The sequence below is a fragment of the Desulfobacter latus genome (assembly GCF_013389365.1).
GTDB classification, from domain to species: Bacteria; Desulfobacterota; Desulfobacteria; order Desulfobacterales; family Desulfobacteraceae; genus Desulfobacter; species Desulfobacter latus.
The window spans coordinates 1-2570 of the sequence record NZ_JACADJ010000143.1 but is presented as its reverse complement, the minus strand read 5'-3'; the positions used below and the strand labels follow the sequence as shown (position 1 = coordinate 2570).

Sequence of the window (2570 nt, the reverse complement as noted above, 5' to 3'; positions counted from 1 at the left end):
TGCTTTCCCTATGACTTAGGAACTTGCTTATAGATTATGATACATGCATCCTCCAATTTTTTTGACAACCTTCTATTATACCACATAAGTTTTATAAGTTTATCAATTCATTTGCAAACCACTATAAATGAAATTTACAAAAATCCAACCAATGTAAAATTTACAGATTTATGCAGGGTCTGTGAACATTATTTTGGAAAGGCCCGCCAATCTGGTAGCAGTCATCGAATATATAAAACACCGTGGCAAGGTGACCCTCGGGTAAATATTCAAAACAGTAAAGGAAAAGCAAAAGCCTATCAAGTTAAGCAAGTGATCAAGGCTATTGAAAGATTGGAGGAAGAAAGTGACACTACTAAATGATCATTATACATATAGGGTTACTTGGTCTCCTGAGGACGAAGAATATATCGGCTTATGTGCGGAATTCCCAAGCTTAAGCTGGCTGGCTAAATCTCCTGAATCAGCATTAAAAGGTATTCGTAAAACGGTGGAATCGGTCATTCAAGATATGAAAGACAATGATGAAAAAATTCCACAGCCAATCGCCTCAAAAAATTATAGTGGTAAATTTATGGTTCGTGTTCCACCGGAAGTTCATAGAAGTTTAGCGATCCAAGCAGCAGAATCAGGGGTAAGTATAAATAGGCTCGTCAGTTCTCGTCTCAGCCAATAATATTGGCACAACAAAACGCTGGAGAGGGACCAGGCTTACAGAGCGGCCTTTTGGGACTCTCTGGTTCAGGAAAATTTAAACTTTCATTGGAGCTTTTTGGGTTTAAAAAGCCTGGCCCCTCAGCTCCCCGTTGGAAAGCCTTCTCAGTACATGACGATGCATCTTTGGCTAAAACAACTTTGTTTCGGTTGTCCTTGACAGTGTGTAGCTTGTAGACTACATTGTTTTTATGAAATATGAAATCGAAAAAACGGAAAGCTTTGATAAATGGCTTAAGAAGTTGAGAGACCGTAAGGCGGTTCTTGCTATTACTGCCAGACTTGACCGGGCTAAACTGGGTAACTTTGGTGACGTGGAGCTGGTAGGAGATGGAGTAAGTGAAATGCGCATATTTCTCGGCCCAGGCTATCGGCTCTATTTTACTATTCGGGATAACAAAATAATTTTTATGCTGTGTGGCGGAGACAAATCAACTCAGCAAAAGGACATCAAAAAAGCCAAAGAAATAGCTCAAACGATTTAGAGAGGTGAAATTATGGAAACCCAAACAACCCCTTATAACCCTTTCGATTACCTGGAATCCAAGGAGGAAATCAACGAATACTTAAACAACGCTTTCATGGACGAAGACCCACGAGTATTTATTATTGCACTTGGTTACCTGGCCAAGAAGAAAGGTATGGCCCAAGTTGCCAAAGAAACTGGCCTTAACCGAGAAAGTCTTTATAAATCACTTTCTGGCGAAGGCAATCCAGGCTTTGCTACCATCAAAAAAATAACTAAGGTTCTTGGCATCCAGTTGGTGGCGCAACCCGAACATACTAACTAATTTCAGTGACCGTTCTGGCTCATAACTATAACTTTAACGAAACAACGGCTTTCCAACCAAACGCTGCAGCTGACCGGGGGGAGCTAGCGGCTTTTTGAAAGTGCTTGGTTTTAGAAAAAACTTGGCTTTTAGAACGTGCTCGGCTATATGCCCCCCGGCCAGCTGAGCTCCCCGTTATGCCCAAAACGCTAAAATACAAAAATGGGGCAATAGGGAATAGCTACTAAAATGTCCAGCATATGCCGGATAACTTATACAATTATGGTGATAAAGAAATGAATAAAATTAATAACGGCATTTTCATTTTTATTGTATGTTTTTTATTATTATTTTGTGGATGTGATTCTGAGAAGAAATATCGAAAAGGAAAAGAAACAGGTTATTCTATTGGGTATGATGAAGGCAAATATGTTTCAACCAATGAAGCCAGAAAGGAAGCTAGTAAAGAATATTTTGAATATGGTTATGAACAAGGGCTAACTAAGATTATTGAAGAGGGTGATTATGAATTTGTTGCTTACAAATGTATTTTGGTAATAATTCTTTTTTGTATTCTTGGGATATTGGCTTACTATTATTTATTTTTATTTTTAAGAAAAGAAAGGCATATTGATGATATAGATGCTTTGCTTGTTCCTGATATGAATAATTTTGATTTTTCAAAAATCTCAGACTCTGAATTGTCTGAATTAATGCATCATTCAATAGATAAACTTGGATATATTGTAAAGCAAAAGATGATACCTTATGAAGATACTACAAAAGAATAAATTTATATTGATACTCCTGATTTTTACAACAATAGGCTGTGAAGATGCTTATAAAGAGGGTTTTAAAGAAGGAAGAGATCAGGGGTATTATAGAGGGTTGCGTGAAGGACAAAGTGAAGGATGGAAAATTGGTCAGCAAGAAGGGTTGAAAAATGGGGAAGATGCGGCTATCAATGGTTCGGACAGTTTTTAGCGTAGTGTTGTAAAAAAAGCTGGACAAGAGTTCTCCAAAATTGAGAAAAAGTTTTATTGAGAAATAAAATTTTCATATCAAACTAAGGAGAACCCTATGGAG

General features: G+C 37.6%; 6 protein-coding genes. All 6 read left to right on the top strand.

Annotated elements, in window-relative coordinates:
* Positions 1–36 precede the first annotated feature (36 nt).
* Positions 37–363: a toxin HicA gene (locus tag HXW94_RS18505; protein WP_246294227.1), complete on the top strand. Its 327-nt coding sequence runs from the start codon at positions 37–39 to the stop codon at positions 361–363.
* Positions 347–676, top strand: a complete 330-nt coding sequence (locus tag HXW94_RS18500) for a type II toxin-antitoxin system HicB family antitoxin (protein WP_020586081.1) — start codon at positions 347–349, stop codon at positions 674–676. The genes HXW94_RS18505 and HXW94_RS18500 overlap by 17 nt, the downstream gene beginning before the upstream one ends.
* A 229-nt stretch (positions 677–905) precedes the next feature.
* Positions 906–1199 (top strand): type II toxin-antitoxin system RelE/ParE family toxin, encoded by a 294-nt coding sequence (locus HXW94_RS18495; RefSeq protein WP_178368366.1) that lies wholly within the window; start codon positions 906–908, stop codon positions 1197–1199.
* 12 nt (positions 1200–1211) lie between these two features.
* Positions 1212–1505 carry an addiction module antidote protein gene (locus HXW94_RS18490; protein WP_178368365.1) on the top strand — a complete coding sequence of 98 codons (294 nt, stop codon included), beginning with the start codon at positions 1212–1214 and terminating at the stop codon, positions 1503–1505.
* A gap of 275 nt (positions 1506–1780) precedes the next feature.
* Positions 1781–2275, top strand: coding sequence for a hypothetical protein (locus tag HXW94_RS18485; RefSeq protein WP_178368364.1), 495 nt, complete (start codon positions 1781–1783; stop codon positions 2273–2275).
* On the top strand, positions 2253–2468 hold the full coding sequence (locus HXW94_RS18480) for a hypothetical protein (RefSeq protein ID WP_178368363.1): 216 nt from the start codon (positions 2253–2255) through the stop codon (positions 2466–2468). The genes HXW94_RS18485 and HXW94_RS18480 overlap by 23 nt, the downstream gene beginning before the upstream one ends.
* Positions 2469–2570 lie beyond the last annotated feature (102 nt).